Origin of the sequence: Pseudoalteromonas sp. MEBiC 03485 (assembly GCF_004195145.1) — a bacterium.
Lineage (GTDB): Bacteria > Pseudomonadota > Gammaproteobacteria > Enterobacterales > Alteromonadaceae > Pseudoalteromonas > Pseudoalteromonas apostichopi.
On sequence record NZ_SGBT01000001.1, the window covers coordinates 1099944 to 1115913 of the forward strand.

The 15970-nt window shown below is 41.9% G+C and carries 19 protein-coding genes and 4 tRNA genes; 18 read left to right on the forward strand and 5 right to left on the reverse strand.

The annotated features are described in order from the left end of the window. The first annotated feature begins 6 nt into the window (after positions 1-6). From rplD to rpsQ, 9 genes are read left to right on the forward strand one after another with little or no spacing between them, the layout of a single operon-like run. Positions 7-612: a 50S ribosomal protein L4 gene (gene rplD / locus EVU92_RS05055; RefSeq protein WP_062568199.1), complete on the forward strand. Its 606-nt coding sequence runs from the start codon at positions 7-9 to the stop codon at positions 610-612. After that, positions 609-911 carry a 50S ribosomal protein L23 gene (rplW, locus tag EVU92_RS05060; RefSeq protein WP_054552368.1) on the forward strand — a complete coding sequence of 101 codons (303 nt, stop codon included), beginning with the start codon at positions 609-611 and terminating at the stop codon, positions 909-911. The genes rplD and rplW overlap by 4 nt, the downstream gene beginning before the upstream one ends. 17 nt (positions 912-928) lie before the next feature. Next, positions 929-1753: a 50S ribosomal protein L2 gene (gene rplB / locus EVU92_RS05065; protein WP_130050277.1), complete on the forward strand. Its 825-nt coding sequence runs from the start codon at positions 929-931 to the stop codon at positions 1751-1753. A 16-nt stretch (positions 1754-1769) separates the two neighbouring features. Continuing rightward, positions 1770-2048, forward strand: coding sequence for a 30S ribosomal protein S19 (gene rpsS, locus EVU92_RS05070; protein WP_010376377.1), 279 nt, complete (start codon positions 1770-1772; stop codon positions 2046-2048). A gap of 14 nt (positions 2049-2062) precedes the next feature. Further along, positions 2063-2395, forward strand: a complete 333-nt coding sequence (rplV, locus tag EVU92_RS05075; protein WP_004588690.1) for a 50S ribosomal protein L22 — start codon at positions 2063-2065, stop codon at positions 2393-2395. An 11-nt stretch (positions 2396-2406) separates the two neighbouring features. Next, a complete protein-coding gene (rpsC, locus tag EVU92_RS05080; protein ID WP_054552370.1) occupies positions 2407-3108 on the forward strand; it encodes a 30S ribosomal protein S3 in 702 nt (233 codons plus the stop codon). 12 nt (positions 3109-3120) lie between these two features. After that, entirely contained in the window at positions 3121-3534 is a 414-nt protein-coding gene (gene rplP, locus EVU92_RS05085; protein WP_036974208.1) for a 50S ribosomal protein L16, read from the forward strand. Continuing rightward, positions 3534-3725: a 50S ribosomal protein L29 gene (gene rpmC, locus EVU92_RS05090; protein ID WP_054552371.1), complete on the forward strand. Its 192-nt coding sequence runs from the start codon at positions 3534-3536 to the stop codon at positions 3723-3725. The genes rplP and rpmC overlap by 1 nt, the downstream gene beginning before the upstream one ends. After that, positions 3725-3982 (forward strand): 30S ribosomal protein S17, encoded by a 258-nt coding sequence (gene rpsQ / locus EVU92_RS05095; RefSeq protein ID WP_054552372.1) that lies wholly within the window; start codon positions 3725-3727, stop codon positions 3980-3982. Before rpmC ends, rpsQ begins: the two co-directional genes overlap by 1 nt. A gap of 128 nt (positions 3983-4110) precedes the next feature. Here the strand turns inward: rpsQ and EVU92_RS05100 are convergent, their stop codons facing one another. The 3 genes from EVU92_RS05100 to EVU92_RS05110 all read right to left on the reverse strand — a co-directional run bounded on the left by EVU92_RS05100 (position 4111) and on the right by EVU92_RS05110 (position 7638). Further along, the gene (locus tag EVU92_RS05100; RefSeq protein WP_130050278.1) at positions 4111-6267 is read right to left on the reverse strand and encodes an ATP-binding protein; all 2157 of its coding nucleotides are present in this window, start codon (positions 6265-6267) and stop codon (positions 4111-4113) included. Positions 6268-6379: 112 nt separating this feature from the next. Then, a complete protein-coding gene (locus tag EVU92_RS05105; RefSeq protein ID WP_063701100.1) occupies positions 6380-7036 on the reverse strand; it encodes a response regulator transcription factor in 657 nt (218 codons plus the stop codon). A gap of 230 nt (positions 7037-7266) precedes the next feature. Beyond that, a complete protein-coding gene (locus EVU92_RS05110) occupies positions 7267-7638 on the reverse strand; it encodes a histidine triad nucleotide-binding protein (protein WP_130050279.1) in 372 nt (123 codons plus the stop codon). Positions 7639-7743: 105 nt separating this feature from the next. Here EVU92_RS05110 and EVU92_RS05115 point away from each other — a divergent pair, with 105 nt between their 5' ends. Beyond that, positions 7744-8367: a DUF2057 domain-containing protein gene (locus EVU92_RS05115; RefSeq protein WP_130050280.1), complete on the forward strand. Its 624-nt coding sequence runs from the start codon at positions 7744-7746 to the stop codon at positions 8365-8367. A 53-nt stretch (positions 8368-8420) separates the two neighbouring features. On the opposite strand, the gene EVU92_RS05120 is transcribed toward EVU92_RS05115, so the two are convergent. Further along, positions 8421-10265, reverse strand: coding sequence for a M1 family metallopeptidase (locus EVU92_RS05120; protein WP_130050281.1), 1845 nt, complete (start codon positions 10263-10265; stop codon positions 8421-8423). A 145-nt stretch (positions 10266-10410) separates the two neighbouring features. Between EVU92_RS05120 and murB the strand changes: the two genes are divergently transcribed. The 8 genes from murB (at position 10411) to tuf (ending at position 14952) form a co-directional block, all read left to right on the forward strand. Continuing rightward, positions 10411-11421 carry a UDP-N-acetylmuramate dehydrogenase gene (gene murB, locus EVU92_RS05125; protein ID WP_130050282.1) on the forward strand — a complete coding sequence of 337 codons (1011 nt, stop codon included), beginning with the start codon at positions 10411-10413 and terminating at the stop codon, positions 11419-11421. Beyond that, entirely contained in the window at positions 11418-12410 is a 993-nt protein-coding gene (gene birA, locus EVU92_RS05130) for a bifunctional biotin--[acetyl-CoA-carboxylase] ligase/biotin operon repressor BirA (protein WP_130050283.1), read from the forward strand. Before murB ends, birA begins: the two co-directional genes overlap by 4 nt. Continuing rightward, entirely contained in the window at positions 12407-13102 is a 696-nt protein-coding gene (locus EVU92_RS05135) for a type III pantothenate kinase (protein ID WP_130050284.1), read from the forward strand. The genes birA and EVU92_RS05135 overlap by 4 nt, the downstream gene beginning before the upstream one ends. A 120-nt stretch (positions 13103-13222) precedes the next feature. After that, positions 13223-13298: transfer RNA gene (locus EVU92_RS05140), tRNA-Thr, on the forward strand. Positions 13299-13338: 40 nt separating this feature from the next. Continuing rightward, positions 13339-13423, forward strand: a tRNA-Tyr gene (locus tag EVU92_RS05145). Positions 13424-13467: 44 nt separating this feature from the next. Further along, a tRNA-Gly gene (locus EVU92_RS05150) sits at positions 13468-13542 on the forward strand. A 13-nt stretch (positions 13543-13555) separates the two neighbouring features. Beyond that, positions 13556-13631, forward strand: a tRNA-Thr gene (locus EVU92_RS05155). A gap of 136 nt (positions 13632-13767) precedes the next feature. After that, a complete protein-coding gene (gene tuf, locus EVU92_RS05160; RefSeq protein WP_054564107.1) occupies positions 13768-14952 on the forward strand; it encodes an elongation factor Tu in 1185 nt (394 codons plus the stop codon). A 101-nt stretch (positions 14953-15053) separates the two neighbouring features. Here the strand turns inward: tuf and EVU92_RS05165 are convergent, their stop codons facing one another. Then, entirely contained in the window at positions 15054-15938 is an 885-nt protein-coding gene (locus tag EVU92_RS05165; RefSeq protein WP_130050285.1) for a hypothetical protein, read from the reverse strand. Positions 15939-15970 lie beyond the last annotated feature (32 nt).

Here is a 15970-nt window from a genome sequence, read left to right on the forward strand (position 1 = left end):
TTAGTGATGGAATTAGCAATTAAAGACGCTTCTGGCGCTCTTGAAGTTTCTGAAGCTACTTTTGGACGTGAGTTTAACGAAGCATTAGTACACCAAGTAGTTGTTGCTTACGCAGCAGGTGCTCGTCAAGGTACTCGTGCTCAGAAGACACGTTCTGAAGTAAGCGGTGGTGGTAAAAAACCATGGTCTCAAAAAGGTACTGGCCGTGCACGTGCTGGTACAATTCGTAGCCCAATTTGGCGTTCAGGTGGCGTTAGCTTCGCAGCTAAACCACAAGATCACAGCCAAAAAGTAAACCGTAAAATGTACCGCGGTGCGATCAAAAGCATCTTATCTGAATTAGTTCGTCAAGAGCGTTTAATCGTTGTTGAACAGTTTGGTCTTGAAGCACCAAAAACTAAAGAACTAGTTGCTAAGCTTAAAGAACTTGAGCTTAAAGATGTTCTAATCGTGACTGAAGAAGTAGATGAGAATCTTTTCTTATCGGCACGTAACCTATACAAGGTTGACACGCGTGATGTAGCTGGTATCGATCCTGTAAGCCTAATCGCTTTCGATAAGGTACTTATTACAGCTGCTGCTGTTAAGCAACTTGAGGAGGCGCTAGCATGATCCGTGAAGAACGTCTTTTAAAAGTGATCCTTGCTCCACACATCTCTGAAAAAAGCACTATCGCTGCTGAAGAAAACAACACGATTGTTTTCAAAGTAGCTTCTGATGCAACTAAAGCTGAAATCAAAGCTGCAGCAGAAAAGCTTTTTGAAGTAGAAGTAACTGGTGTTCGCACACTAAACGTTAAGGGTAAAACAAAACGTACTGGCATGCGTTTCGGTCGTCGTTCAGACTGGAAGAAAGCTTACGTTACTCTTAAAGAAGGTAGCGAGCTAGACTTTGTCGGCGGCGCCGAGTAATAAGGGGAGTTAGAATTATGGCACTTCAAAAGTGTAAACCAACTTCTGCGGGTCGTCGTCACCTGGTTAAAGTGGTTAACCCAGATCTACATAAGGGTAAACCTTACGCACCACTACTAGAGAAAAACTCTAAGTCTGGTGGTCGTAATAACAAAGGTCGTATCACGGTTCGTCACATCGGTGGTGGTCATAAGCATCATTACCGTGTAATCGACTTTAAACGCACTAAAGATGGCATTCCAGCTGTTGTTGAGCGTCTAGAGTATGATCCAAACCGTAGCGCAAACATCGCTCTTGTATTATATGCAGACGGTGAGCGTCGTTACATTATTGCACCTAAAGGCTTAAAAGCTGGTGATTCAATCCAATCTGGTATTGATGCACCAATCAAAGCTGGTAACACGTTACCAATGCGTAACATGCCTGTAGGTTCGACTGTTCACAACGTAGAATTAAAACCAGGTAAAGGTGCGCAAATCGCACGTTCTGCTGGTGCATACGTTCAAATCCTTGCTCGTGAAGGTCAATACGTAACTCTACGTCTTCGTTCTGGCGAAGTTCGTAAAGTTCTATCTGACTGTCGCGCAACACTTGGTGAAGTAGGTAATGCTGAGCATATGCTGCGTTCACTAGGTAAAGCTGGTGCAAATCGCTGGCGTGGTATCCGTCCGACAGTTCGTGGTGTTGCCATGAACCCGGTAGATCACCCGCACGGTGGTGGTGAAGGTCGTACATCTGGTGGTCGTCATCCTGTGTCTCCATGGGGTAAACCGACTAAAGGTGCTAAGACACGTAAGAACAAGCGTACTGATAAATTTATCGTACGTCGTCGTACTAAATAATAGTTGAGGAATAGCCATGCCACGTTCTCTCAAGAAAGGTCCTTTTATTGACCTACACTTGCTGAAGAAGGTAGAGAAAGCGTTGGAAAGCGGTGACAAGAAGCCAATTAAAACTTGGAGCCGTCGTTCAATGATCATACCTAACATGATCGGATTGACCATCGCTGTCCATAATGGTCGTCAGCACGTTCCTGTGTTCATCACAGACGAAATGATCGGTCACAAACTAGGTGAATTTGCACCAACTCGCACTTACCGCGGTCACGCTGCGGATAAGAAAGCGAAGAAACGTTAAGAGGGGAATGATAAATGCAAGCATTAGCTAAACATAAATTCGCCTCTGGTTCGGCGCAAAAAGCACGTCTAGTTGCAGATCAGATCCGCGGACTTCCGGTTGATCGCGCTCTAGAAATCCTGGCGTACAGCCCTAAAAAAGCGGCTGTATTAGTTAAGAAAGTACTTGAGTCTGCTATTGCTAACGCAGAGCATAACGAAGGTGCTGACATTGATGAGCTTCGTGTAACTACGATCTTTGTGGACGATGGTCCAACAATGAAGCGTATTATGCCACGTGCTAAAGGACGCGCAGACCGCATCCTTAAGCGTACAAGCCACATCACTGTTGTGGTTTCAGATAGCTAGGAGTATAAGTAATGGGACAAAAAGTTCATCCTACTGGTATTCGCCTAGGTATCTCTAAACCTTGGGTTTCTACCTGGTACGCGAATTCAAAAGATTTCTCTGATCAGCTTTTTGGCGATCACAAAGTACGTACATTCCTTACTAAGGAATTAAAAGCGGCTTCTGTGTCTAAAATCGTTATTGAGCGTCCAGCTAAATCTATCCGTGTAACAATTCACACAGCTCGTCCTGGTGTTGTTATCGGTAAAAAAGGCGAAGACGTTGAAAAACTACGTCAAGCAGTAACTAAGATTGCAGGTGTTCCGGCTCAGATTAATATCGCTGAAGTTCGTAAGCCTGAACTTGATGCACAACTAGTAGCTGACGGTATTGCGTCACAGCTAGAGCGTCGTGTTATGTTCCGTCGCGCTATGAAGCGTTCGGTACAAAATGCAATGCGCATTGGTGCAAAGGGTATCAAAGTTGAAGTTAGCGGTCGTCTTGGCGGTGCTGAGATCGCACGTTCAGAATGGTATCGTGAAGGTCGTGTACCTCTACATACTCTTCGTGCTGATATCGACTACGCAACTTCTGAAGCCTTAACCACTTATGGTATCATTGGTGTTAAAGTTTGGATCTTCAAAGGCGAAGTTATTGGTGGTTTACCACTAGTACAAGAGCAAGAGAAGCCAGCTAAACGCGCGCCAAAGAAAGCCAAAAAAAGTGCTAAGTAGAGGTAGCGAGTAATGTTACAGCCAAAACGTACAAAATTCCGTAAAATGCACAAAGGCCGCAACCGCGGTTTAGCGCAAAACGGTAACAAAGTAAGCTTCGGTACTTTCGGTTTGAAAGCTACTGGCCGTGGCCGTATGACTGCTCGTCAAATCGAAGCAGCTCGTCGTGCTATGACACGTCACGTAAAGCGTCAAGGTAAAATCTGGATTCGTGTATTCCCAGATAAGCCAATTACGAACAAACCATTAGAAGTTCGTATGGGTAAAGGTAAAGGTTCTGTTGAATATTGGGTTGCTGAAATTCAACCTGGTAAAGTACTTTACGAAATGGAAGGTGTTTCTGAAGAGCTTGCTCGTGAAGCATTCAACCTTGCAGCGCGTAAATTACCATTCACAACAACTTTCGTAACTCGGACGGTGATGTAATGAAAGCTAGCGAACTAAAAGACAAAAGCGTAGAAGAGCTAAATGCTGAACTTCTAGGACTTCTTCGTGAGCAGTTCAACCTGCGCATGCAAGCAAGCACTGGTCAGTTAGCTCAGACACACACGCTAAGAACAGTACGTCGCGATATCGCGCGTGTAAAAACAGTTATTAACCAGAAGGCAGGTCAATAATGAGCGATAAAATCCGTACTCTTCAAGGCCGTGTAATCAGCGACAAGATGGACAAATCTTTCACTGTTGCTATCGCACGTTACGTGAAGCATCCAGTATATGGTAAATTCATCAAACGTACGACTAAACTACACGTACATGACGAAAACAACACAGCTCAAACTGGTGACGTAGTTACTATTTCTGAGTGCGCTCCTATTTCTAAGACTAAGTCTTGGACTTTAGTAGACGTTGTTGAGCGTCCAAAGAAAGCTTAATTTTTAATTAAGTTTCCTTACTAAAAAGCCCCGGCATCTGCTGGGGCTTTTTGTTTTTAAAATACAGCAATATGCTGATCGAGAGAGTGGCTTTTTAACTTGAGTTCATTAACTCAAGTTTGTTACCGCTATGCCAATTCATTTCTCACATGCTTTAAATAGGCTTGTAGGCTTTCTTGCCAAAGTACCATGGCATCAGTTAATGAATCCTTCAAAGGTTTGTTATCGAGTAGCCTACGCTCAATTTTCTTAAGTTCTAAACCATAGCGGTTAAAGCCTAGTTGCAAAGCTGTGCTAGCTTGGCGGTGGAGTAGCTTGATACACTGATCTTTATCGTCTTCGACGAGCTGCTGGCAGCGGATCAGTTTGTTTCTAGCTGAGAGTACAAACTCGTTGTAAATTGATGACATCTCATCTTCATTGAATGAACTTACAAGAGTGGCTGCGGCCGTTTCATCATAAAGTGTATCACGCAGTTCTACGGCAATACTTGCTGCTTGATTCGTTTGTGAATCACTGAGCGCTTGGCGTAGTTTTTGCTGCTTTATTGGCTTGCCTACAATGTCTTTAATACCGAGTGCTAAGTACTCTTTAATTTCATCCGGACTAAGGCTTGCGGTAAACGCTAATACAGGGGTTCGTTGGTTTAAATGGTCAATATTTTTTAGCTTTTTCAGCACTTCTTGGCCAGTTAGATCTGGTAAATTCATATCCAATAATACTACATCAAAGTGATGTTTCTGCATCAGTTCAATTGCGCTGGTACCATCTTTAGCAAGCTTAATTTTGTGTTCATCATCGGCCATAAATTCAATGGCAATTTTCTGGTTTAAATCGAGATCTTCAACTAATAAAACATCAAGACCGGTTACGTAATCTTTTGATTGATGGCGTTGTTCAACTAAGCTGAGTTCACCAATAGCAAGAGGAATATCAAAGCTGAAAGTACTGCCTTTATCTAGTTCACTTTCAATAATCAGTTTACTGCCTAATTTTTCGAGTAAACGACTGGTGATCGCTAAGCCAAGGCCCGTTCCGCCTTTTTCTTTACCTGCGCTGCTTTGTACATAAGGTTCTGTTAGGTATGCAATCTCTTCATCTTCAATACCTGGGCCTGAGTCTATTACACTAACACGCACAAGGTGATCTAATTGACCTTCATTTAGCAGTTTAACATGGATTTTCACGGCACCGTGGTCGGTAAATTTAATCGCATTTCCAACAAGATTAATAATTACTTGCCTGAGTTTTTGTTGGTCGCAGTAATAACATGCTTGTTCAGGTAGGTTGTAAATAAGTTCAAATTTTAAGTGTTTTTGCTCTGCTAAAGGGCTTAGTAAAAGGCAGAGGTTATTGAGCCAGGTTTTAAACTCTACGTCTTCTTCGTAAAGCGCTTCATCACGTTGGTCGAGGCTTGCATAGTCGAGTACTTTATCTACCAATAGGTTTAGTGATTCAGCTGAGTTAATTATCGCCTCACAGTAAGGCTTATCTCGTGGGTCACTCGACTGATTCATTATTAACTGTGCACTTCCTAAAATTCCATTTAATGGTGTGCGTATCTCATGGCTGATAGTTGATAAGAATAAGCCACGTATTTCTAGATCTTTATGCGCTTTTTCGGCTAATTGGTTTAAGTTTTGTTCGCGACGTTCATTACATAAAAGTGCCATACCTGTTGCGTAAAAGATCGGCGCGATGACGCCATTTATCAACAAAGGGATACTAAACCAATTTGTAGATAGTAGATTAGCTGCAGTGATATTTTCCATCATTACAGTACGGCCTGTGAAAACCGCTAGAAGAATGCTGAGAATTAAAATATAAACAATACTGCCATTTGGGTAACTTTTACGACCATTACGAATGAATAAAGCCAGTAAAAATAATACCTCAACGATATGTTGAAGGTCTGAAACCAGAATTCGACTACGTAATTCTGCGCTGTCGGAGGCAAGGTAAATTATACTGATAGCTAGTACGACGGTAATAGCAATAAAGGTTTTAAAGCCAACGCATTTGGCATTTAAAAACTGGCAAATAGCGAGTACATGAATAATGGAGGCAGTAAATAGCAACGTATTTGCAATGCCAACACTGGCAATATTATTGATGCGGCCATGTAATGCAAAACTCATTACTGATGCAAACATCACTAAAGGATAGAAAATATAAAGTAAAGTACCCGGAGTTTTTTTATTGGTTCGCCATGTAAGATAGTTAAGAAGGGTCATCACTGCCATCATGGCTGCACTGGCGTAATATAAAGTAACAGAATCGAGCATTGTATTTCCGGTGTTTTGCAATCAGTTTGAGCATAAAGTCAATTGCAGTGTTTAGCAACCAGAAACAAAAACAGACGCGGCTGCGTCTGTTTTAACTAGTAGGATGTTTGGTTTAACGAATTTCGTCTGGAATATTTTGCTGTGCCCAAGACAATAGCTCGATACGGTTACGACATTTAGTTTTTCTAAATGCACTATATAAATGAGTTTTAACTGTATGTGGGCTGATGCTTAAGTCTTCAGCAATTTCTTTATTCTTCGAACCTTTACTCATTAGTGAGATAATTGCTTTTTCACGTTTAGTAAGTTTAACCGGTTCGATATCACCATCTGTCAATTTGTGGAGTGCATCTTTATTGAACTGCAACATACGATTTAGTGCGTTACACATGATATCGCGGCGGTACCATAGTTGATCTTCAAGTAATAAACGAATGCCTTTCATTAACACATCTGCATTATCTGTTGTGTAAAATACACCACGAATACCACTTAATAGAGCACGGTTAGCAAGTTCAGGGTTTTCATCTAAGTTAAACAGTACGATATCGCATTTCATTCGAAGATTAACTAGTTGTTCTTTTAACTTACCCCACGGATCAGTGCTTGAAGTTTCAATAAATAACAAGCGTGTTCCTTCTGGTACTTCAGAGATATCAGTACCAGATGTCACTGCAAGTCCTTGTGTTTTTAACAATGGCTCTAATACGTTTATGCCAATAGTGTTAATTGGCTCTGGATCTAATAATAAAAAGGCTGAACTACTCATATATATACACTCTTGAATAAAGTTGACAGTTAAATCCTATCACGCAATCCACCCCTTTCGTATTAGAAATTTCTGAGAGTTGTGCAGGAAAAGTACAGTTTGTGTCTGTTTTCTGTCAAAAATTACAGTTAGTTAACAAAGTGCAGTATGTTAACTAACTGATATATAATTATTATAGCTGAAAATAATATGTTTGTGCTAGTTTTTACAATTGTTTACATATCAAAGTATTAGATCGGTTGTTTTTTCTTGTCTTGATATGGAGGCCAGCCCATTTCTTTACCTGCTAGCATGTGTAGATGTATATGGTACACAGTTTGTCCACCATGGTCATTACAGTTCATTACGACGCGAAAACCGTCTTCACTAAAGCCAAATTGCTTGGCGAGCTTTGCTGCAACCACATATAAGTGACCGACTAAAGCTGCATTTTCTTCTGTAACATCGTTAATTGTCGCTATTGGAGTTTTTGGGATGATCAGTACATGAAAAGGGGCTTGCGGGTTGATATCTTTAAAAGCCAGTGATAGCTCATCTTCATAAATAATATCAGCTGGGATCTCTCGGTTAATAATCTTTGTAAAAATAGTCTCTTGGCTCATACTTAGCTCTCTTATAAATGTGGTTAAATGACCACCCACTAATGACAAACTTTATTTGCAGTGTCAAACTGAAACTGCCGCAAGTTGAACAACCAAGGAGTGAACATGCGTAAGTTAGTATTACTGAGTAGTGCGTTAATGCTATTTAACAGTTTTAGCAGTGTAGCTGAGACTATTCACTTTCCAGAAGAGTTTGTACCTTTACAAGTTGGAGAGCGCCTTATTGAGCAGTCGTTTTTCAGTCGTGTTGACGATGTTGAGCTTGCTCCTGGTACATACCAAGTGAAGATGAAATACACAGATCTATACGAACAAGGATATGATGACCATCAAGTTGTTGAGTCTGAGCCGTTTTGGGTTGAGCTCACGGTGGAAAGTGGCAAAGACTATGATTTAGTGTTCAATCGTGCCAATAATGCTGTTGCCGCAGAAGTATTTGCTGAAGCACCGCAAGTAAGCTTAAAAGCCAAGGGTAGTGAACTTGCTGTGCCTTTATCTATAGTTAGCTATCGTGTAGCAAGCACGCCTGTACAAGCTGTGGCAAGCGCCCCAGTTGCTGCTACAAGCAACAAGCCTGCGACTGCAAAACCTGTTACATTGCCTGCAAAAGTACCCGGCGGACAAGCAGGACTTAAAAATATGCCAAATGCGGCTGCTATGCTTGAATTTTGGTGGCAACAAGCAAGCCCTGAAGAGCGCCGTGCCTTCTTACAAAAAGTAAGTAACTAATAAAAGAATTAAAAAAGGCGCTGATTTTCAGCGCCTTTTTTGTGTTTGATGACTTACTTTGCAAATAAGTCGTCAACAGTACCTTGTGCAAGTGGGTGGTAACCCGGACGTGCTTTTAAGTACACATCATGTGCCCAGTCTTTTCTACCGTTTTTAATAAGTGCTTTATAGAGTGGCACAATTAATTTACGGCGACCGATGCCCGATAGATGTTTATCTAAAGCAGGGTAGATAGGTTGATAACCATTACCTACCGCTAGCATAAACCATGCGAAAGCGCGCTCTGCATTAGTTGACTGTGTTAGGTTGAATTGATTATCCAGCTCAGTCATTTTTGCAATGCTTAAATCGCGAGGAAGATTATTTAAAAAGTGTAGCCACTCATGAACTGACCAATCTGCTGTTGGTAATTGGGCTGCACTGATCTCACCGTTTAACCATGTTTTGGTTACTGCATCAACTTTATCGAAGGCATCAGAGGTTGGATTCGGTGCATCGCTTGGTAAACCAGGCTCAAAGATCCATTCATTGACTTTATCCATGCTCACTACGCCAGGATATTTGTCGATAAGGTTGGCTTTTAAGTAAGTAACAAATTGAGCTGTTGTAAGAGACTTAAACGCAAACTGGTCAAAGTAACCTTTTACGAATGGGTCGAACTTGTCACGGCCAAATTTGTTTTCAAGATAAATTAAGAAAAGCTGACCTTTAGTGTAAGGCACTGAGCTAAATGCATCATCAGGATCGCGGCCATTAAGTTTTAAGTTAAGGCGCGTATCTGGTGCTGGCAGAGTTTTAAGTAATGCACGTAAGCCGGCTGCATCAAGCGCTTGTTCCATAACTGCACGGTCACGGCCAAACACTTCTTCCATAATGCGGTTTTCAACGTAAGACGTGAAACCTTCATTTAGCCATAAGTCTTCCCACGTCGCATTAGTCACTAAGTTACCAGACCAAGAGTGAGCAAGCTCGTGAGCAATTAGGTTTACTAAGCTTTTATCACCAGCAACAACTGTTGGGGTGATGAAAGATAAGCGTGGGTTTTCCATGCCACCAAATGGGAAGCTTGGTGGTAGCATTAATAAGTCATAGCGACCCCATGCGTATTCACCATACATAGCGTTAGTTTTATCGATCATTGCTTGTGTGTCGTTAAACTCAGCAACAGATGCATCTAAAATTGTTGGCTCAGCAAAGATACCTGTTTGCTTAGACATGGCTTTAAATTCTAAATTACCAGCACCAATTGCGATTAAGTATGGCGAAATTGGTTGTGGCATATTAAATAAGTAATCGCCGTCTTTATAAAGAGCATCTTTATTATCAGCACTCATTACCGCACGAATGTCTTTAGGGGTGTGAATACGTGCCGAGTATGTTACGCGCATTGCTGGCGTATCTTGTACTGGGATCCAGCTACGAGCATGAATTGCTTGTGATTGGCTGTACATAAATGGGTGTGATTTACTGGCTGTTTGCTCTGGCGTTAACCACTGTAAACCTGAAGCTTCTGGGCGGCTGTTGTAGTAAATACGAGCTTTAACCGCTTGGCTTTTAAATTTAATTGTTAATTTTGAGCCCTTCACGTCATCACGTGCAGCAAGGGTGAAGTCAGCCTTGTGCCAGCTGCCTTTTTGATCTTGATACATTACTTTGTCGATATCTAAATCGCGTGTATCAAGTACTAGCGTTTTGCTTGTTGCATTGTGCCAATCTAGCGTGTGCTCAACAAAACCTTCTAGTTGTTTGTCATCAAAATCAACATCTAAATCTAGTAGTAGGTGAGTGGTTGTTACGTCATCTAAGTTTGCGTAAGTGTGCTGGCTGATTGCATCTGCAGTTGCTTGAGAGCAAGCACCGGCCATAGCAAGACTTAAAAGTAATGGTTTAAACTTCATAATAACCCTGGAACGGAAATGAAAAAGAGCTCGTTTTATAACATGATTAGTGCAGTGGGTTGAGTGATTTTTACAATCTAATGCGTATTTTGCGACGATAGGTTACACTAATGCGATTAGTTACCGGTAACCTTTGAGGCGTTTTGTGGCTCAGTCCCTGCAATCTTTTCATACCTTTTCTTTGCCTAGCCAATGCCAGCATTTTTATCAAATTGATGAAGTGGATCAGCTTTTAAGCACAGACTTTTCTAAGCCATTTTGTATTTTAGGTGAAGGTAGTAATACGGTGTTTTTATCTGACTACCAAGGTTCTGTGATCCACATGAACACGAAGGGTATAGATATAGAGCAGCAAAGTGATGGCTTTTTATTGCACATCGCAGCCGGAGAAAACTGGCACCAATTAGTCTCTATGACCGTTGCCAATGAAATGCCTGGGCTTGAAAACCTTGCTTTAATTCCAGGTACTGTTGGGGCTGCGCCAGTGCAAAATATTGGTGCTTATGGTGTGGAGCTTGAAAAGTTTGTTAGTTATGTTGAGTACTTTGATATTGCAACCAAAACGATAAACCGCTTAGCTAAGAATGAATGCCAATTTGGCTATCGTGATTCTATATTCAAACATGCCTTGAAAAATAAAGCTGTGATCACCCAAGTAGGGTTGCTGTTACCTAAAAAATGGCAGCCAGTGCTTAGTTATGGACCATTGCAACAGCTTTCAGCTCCCTCTCCTCAGCAGGTGTTTGAGCAAATCATCGCAACTAGAAGCAGTAAATTACCAAATCCAAACAAACTTGCGAATGCTGGCAGCTTTTTTAAAAACCCAGTGATCAGTAATGAGCAACTTGCGTTACTTTTAAAACAGTATCCTGAGTTACCTCATTACTTTGTTGATGCTGAGCACCATAAGGTTGCGGCAGGATGGTTGATTGAACAAGCAGGATTAAAAGGTTGTAAAATCGCAGGTATTGAGGTTCATCAACAGCAAGCGTTAGTGCTAGTCAATCATGGTAATAGTACAGGCGATGATTTAATTGCCATGGTAAAACATGTTCAACAACAAGTTTGGCAAAAATATCAGATTGCTCTACAACACGAAGTACGACTGATTAATGCCGTTCATGAGTGTCACATTGAATTAGGAGCTTCATTATGAAAGCACCAGACGGTAATAAGCTCGCTATTTTACATGCTCTGAATACTGGTGGTTTTATTTCTGGTCAGCAATTGGGTGAGCAACTTGGTATTAGCCGCGCAGCAGTGGGTAAACATATTCACTCGTTACAGGAAATGGGGCTCGATATTTTCAAGGTCACTGGTAAAGGGTATTGCCTTAACAATAGTGCAGGCTTACTGAACAAAGATAAAATCGGCCAGTATTATACTGTATTGGGTGGCAGCACCGCTGAGGTCGAAGTGCAGCCAATTATTGATTCAACTAACAGTGAGCTTATGCGCCGTTTACAAACAGAGGTACCACTGCCATCTGGTAGCGTGTTAGTTGCAGAAATGCAGCAAGCTGGAAGAGGACGCCGTGGGCGCGTTTGGCAATCTCCGTTTGGTGCAAACTTATACTTTAGTTATTTTTGGCGTTTGGATGATGGTTTGCAAGCTGCTATGGGGGTATCTATTGCTGTTGGGCTGGCTGTTTACGATACACTTAAAGCCTTGTACCAATTGGATGTAGAGCTTAAATGGCCAAATGATATCTACTTAAACCGTGAAAAATTAGCAGGTGTATTAGTTGAACTTGATGGTCAACCACAAGGACCTTGCCAGCTTGTAATAGGTATAGGTATCAACTTACATATGCCAGAAAGTGTTAGCCAACACATAGATCAAGCATGGACTGACTTAAGCCAGCATGTAAAGGGGTTAGATAAAAACAAGCTGGTGGCTTATTTGTGCTTTTATTTAGAAAAACGCTTAACCCAGTATCAGCAATCAGGTTTAAACGGTATGTATCTACAGTGGAATCAGTTAAATGCATTTGCAGGCGAGTGCGTTGAGCTAAATACTGGTCATCGAAGCTGGCGTGGCATTTGCGAAGGGATTGATAACCAAGGTGGCGTGCGCATTCGTCAAGATGGCGAAGTAAAAAGTTATTATGGTGGTGAAATTTCATTACGTAAGGCTGAGCTATGAAACTATTAGTGGATGTTGGTAATACCGCAATTAAAGCCGTTTTATTTGATGGTAAGGGTTATCAAGCATGTGAGCTCAGCAATTTACCTTGGTCACAAATAAAAGAGCTGGTATATGCCTGCGTGGGTAGCGCTGAGCTACTTAAACCTTTATTGGCACAGGCGCAGCAACATGCTGTTCCTTACTTTGAAGCAGAGGTGACAGCTAAACTCGCTATGTTAACCTGCGCCTATCAGCAGTTTCAAAACTTAGGAATTGATCGCTGGCTCGCGGTGATAGCTGCGTATGTAGAATATCCTCAGCAAAACTGCATCATTATCGATGCCGGTACCGCAACGACAATCGATGTGCTCAACAAAGAAGGGGCGCATTTAGGGGGCTGGATTTTACCCGGTCTTGATTTAATGACGTCTTCACTTACCCAAAACACGCAGCGGGTATTTGATGATAAACAAATACCCTTTACTACAGATTTAGGGCGTAATACTCCAAATGGTCTAAAAAATGGTGCCATGGTTGCTACCCTAGGTGCAATCGAGCTAGCAAAACAACATCTTAACCAACAAGATTGTCAGCTATTATTTGCTGGTGGCTATGGCAAACTGTTAGCAGATTCATTTATAGATGCTAAATTTGACAGCTTACTGGTTTTTAAAGGGCTGAATTATTGGCATGAAATAGCCACAAAATAGTAAAAGTATGGGTATTTGTCTGAATAGTGAGCGTTTAACACATAAAATCACATTTTTTTTAATTTTATGGTTGCATCACAATAAACCTTACCTTAGAATCTCGCCCCGTACTAAAGCAGTGCCGACTTAGCTCAGTTGGTAGAGCAACTGACTTGTAATCAGTAGGTCATCCGTTCAACTCGGATAGTCGGCACCACTTTCCTTTTACCGGAAGTGACTTAGTAAAGAATTTTCGTGGAGGGGTTCCCGAGCGGCCAAAGGGATCAGACTGTAAATCTGACGGCTCAGCCTTCGCTGGTTCGAATCCAGCTCCCTCCACCACTTTATTCTTGACGGTTAGAGGTAGTTTAAGAACAGGTTCCTATGCGGGCATCGTATAATGGCTATTACCTCAGCCTTCCAAGCTGATGATGCGGGTTCGATTCCCGCTGCCCGCTCCAGACTTCTGGTGTTGCTGATATAGCTCAGTTGGTAGAGCGCACCCTTGGTAAGGGTGAGGTCGGCAGTTCAAATCTGCCTATCAGCACCAGTATCGAGAACTCATCTTAATATCTTCCTTTATCTGTCAGAAAAAACTATTTGAAATTTGAAAAAATTAAATTAATCTACCCTCGGTGGATTATTTTCATATGTAATCTAGATACACAAAACTGATAGGTTCCGTCATGGCAAAAGAAAAGTTTGAACGCGTAAAACCGCACGTAAACGTTGGTACAATCGGCCACGTTGACCACGGTAAAACAACTCTAACAGCAGCAATCACAAACGTACTTGCAAAAGTATACGGTGGTGTAGCTAAAGACTTCGCATCAATCGATAACGCTCCAGAAGAGCGTGAGCGTGGTATCACAATCTCAACTTCACACGTTGAGTACGATACTCCTACTCGTCACTACGCACACGTAGACTGTCCAGGACACGCCGATTATGTTAAAAACATGATCACTGGTGCTGCTCAAATGGACGGCGCAATCCTAGTAGTTGCTGCGACTGACGGTCCTATGCCACAAACTCGTGAGCACATCCTACTTTCTCGTCAGGTTGGTGTACCTTACATCATCGTATTCATGAACAAATGTGACATGGTTGACGACGAAGAGCTACTTGAGCTAGTTGAGATGGAAGTTCGTGAACTTCTTTCAGAGTACGACTTCCCAGGTGATGACTTACCACTAATCCAAGGTTCAGCGCTTAAAGCGTTAGAAGGCGAGAAAGAGTGGGAAGACAAAATCGTTGAGCTTGCAGAAGCACTAGATTCTTACATCCCAGAGCCAGAGCGTGACATCGATAAGCCATTCATCATGCCTATCGAAGACGTATTCTCAATCCAAGGTCGTGGTACTGTTGTAACTGGCCGTGTTGAAGCTGGTATCATCAACGTGAATGACGAAGTTGAAATCGTAGGTATCAAAGAAACTACGAAGACAACTTGTACAGGTGTTGAGATGTTCCGTAAGCTTCTAGACGAAGGTCGTGCGGGTGAGAACATCGGTGCACTTCTACGTGGTACTAAGCGTGAAGACGTTGAACGTGGTCAAGTACTAGCTAAGCCTGGTTCAATCACTCCACACACGAAGTTCACTTCAGAAGTATACGTACTTTCTAAAGATGAAGGTGGTCGTCACACTCCATTCTTCAAAGGTTACCGTCCACAGTTCTACTTCCGTACAACTGACGTAACAGGTGACGTACAGTTACCAGACGGCGTTGAAATGGTAATGCCTGGTGATAACATCAAGATGACTGTAGAACTAATCTGCCCAATCGCGATGGACGAAGGTTTACGCTTCGCTATCCGTGAAGGTGGCCGTACAGTTGGTGCTGGTGTTGTTGCAACTATCGTTGAGTAATCAACTATAGTAATGCATCAAGCATTAAGAAAAACCCGAGCTTAGTCTCGGGTTTTTTTATGGGTGAAAAAGCTATCAGCTGTAAGTTTTAAGCCGCTTTTTCATTTCCCTAACGCTTTGTCTAGCTCTTCTCTTAAGCGTGGGCTTTTTAGATTTTCAGCCATAATTTCGGCAACTTTTGCATTACTGCTATTTTCAAGAGTAGTTATTCGTTCTGCTAAATCGGTGGCGAAACTATTATTTCCGTCTCGCATTGCACGGAAAAATTGTCCAATCAGTGCAGTGGCAGAAATATTGCGAACATAATTATTATCGTCCGTTTGTAGTAACTTCTGAAAATGCTCAGCGAGTTTTGGCGAAACGTTTGTTTGCCGAGATAAACTCTCTAGGGCACTAACTCGGATCTTGGCATCATTAGTGTATTCACTGATGCTTATCATGGCATCGATTACTGCATTTGCTTGGCTTTCATCTAGGTCGCGCCTGAGCATGCTTAAGGTCATTTTTAGTTGGCCGTATGCTGCTAAACGCTCATTTTCTGATTTGCTTAAATTAAGCAATGTTGCGAGTGCTTCATTTATCGAAGAGTCAGCATATTGTGGGTCTGCTTTAATGCGTTCGCGGTAGTCGTCAGGTAAATTACTTAGCCAACCAAGAGCTGGGTTTCTCTTTTCAATCTCGGCGCGTCGCTCACTTTCTTGTTGTTCGATTGCTTGCTTTACCAATGAGGCAAGTAGCTCAGGAGCAATGGTTGGAGTTTGATGCTCAAGCTCGTGAATGCGTGTTTCTAGGTCTAAAATATAGCCATGTAAAGCAATGAGATTTTCTCGGTCTTGCTCAGGAATAGCTAACTCTTTTAAGCTAGATTTTGCTGGTTGAATTAGAAAAGGTTTGTCAGTAGAAGTTGATTTTGTTTGGCTATAAATTGATAAGCCCAGTGCAATGCTTGCAAAAACCAACGCAATATTCCCTTGCCAAGTCGACATATCACATCACCCAAATTGCTTTGTAATACTAG